The organism is Vibrio sp. D173a (genome assembly GCF_030248475.1).
Genome location: NZ_JAHGAH010000475.1, coordinates 1 through 582, shown reverse-complemented (window position 1 = coordinate 582; position 582 = coordinate 1). Strand labels below are relative to the sequence as shown.

The window sequence follows — 582 nt, the reverse complement described above, 5'->3', positions numbered from 1 at the left end:
CCCCTGTGATGGTACCGCCTGTACCTACGCCTGCGACAAATACATTGATTTGGCCTTGAGTGGCATCCCAGATTTCTGGCCCTGTCGTCTTTACATGAATCTCAGGGTTGGCAGGGTTATCAAACTGCTGAAGGAGCAGATATTTGTTTGGGTTGGTATCGACGATCTGTTGCGCTTTATCTATCGCGCCGTTCATGCCTTTTGCTGCTTCAGTCAAAACCAAGTTCGCACCCAAGGCTTTCAATAATTTGCGACGCTCTAGGCTCATCGATTCAGGCATGGTAAGAGTCAGCTTGTAGCCACGAGCCGCAGCAACGTAAGCCAATGCAATACCCGTATTACCACTGGTCGGCTCGACAAGTTCAACCCCCGGAACTAACTTACCTAGTTTTTCCGCCTGCCAGATCATATTAGCGCCAATACGGCACTTCACACTAAAACTTGGATTGCGTGATTCAATCTTAGCCATCACACGTCCGTTACTCACTCGGTTTAAGCGTACCAACGGTGTGTGGCCAATAGTGTAGGAGTTATCTTCTGCGATGTTGTTTCTCATAACGACTGCCCTTATTGATAATTAGA

At 47.9% G+C, this 582-nt stretch carries 1 protein-coding gene; it reads right to left on the bottom strand.

Going from position 1 to position 582, the window contains the following annotated elements:
- Positions 1–556, bottom strand: a 556-nt coding sequence (locus KIV40_RS26855; RefSeq protein WP_285352227.1) for a pyridoxal-phosphate dependent enzyme, incomplete at its 3' end; no start/stop codon positions are given.
- Positions 557–582 lie beyond the last annotated feature (26 nt).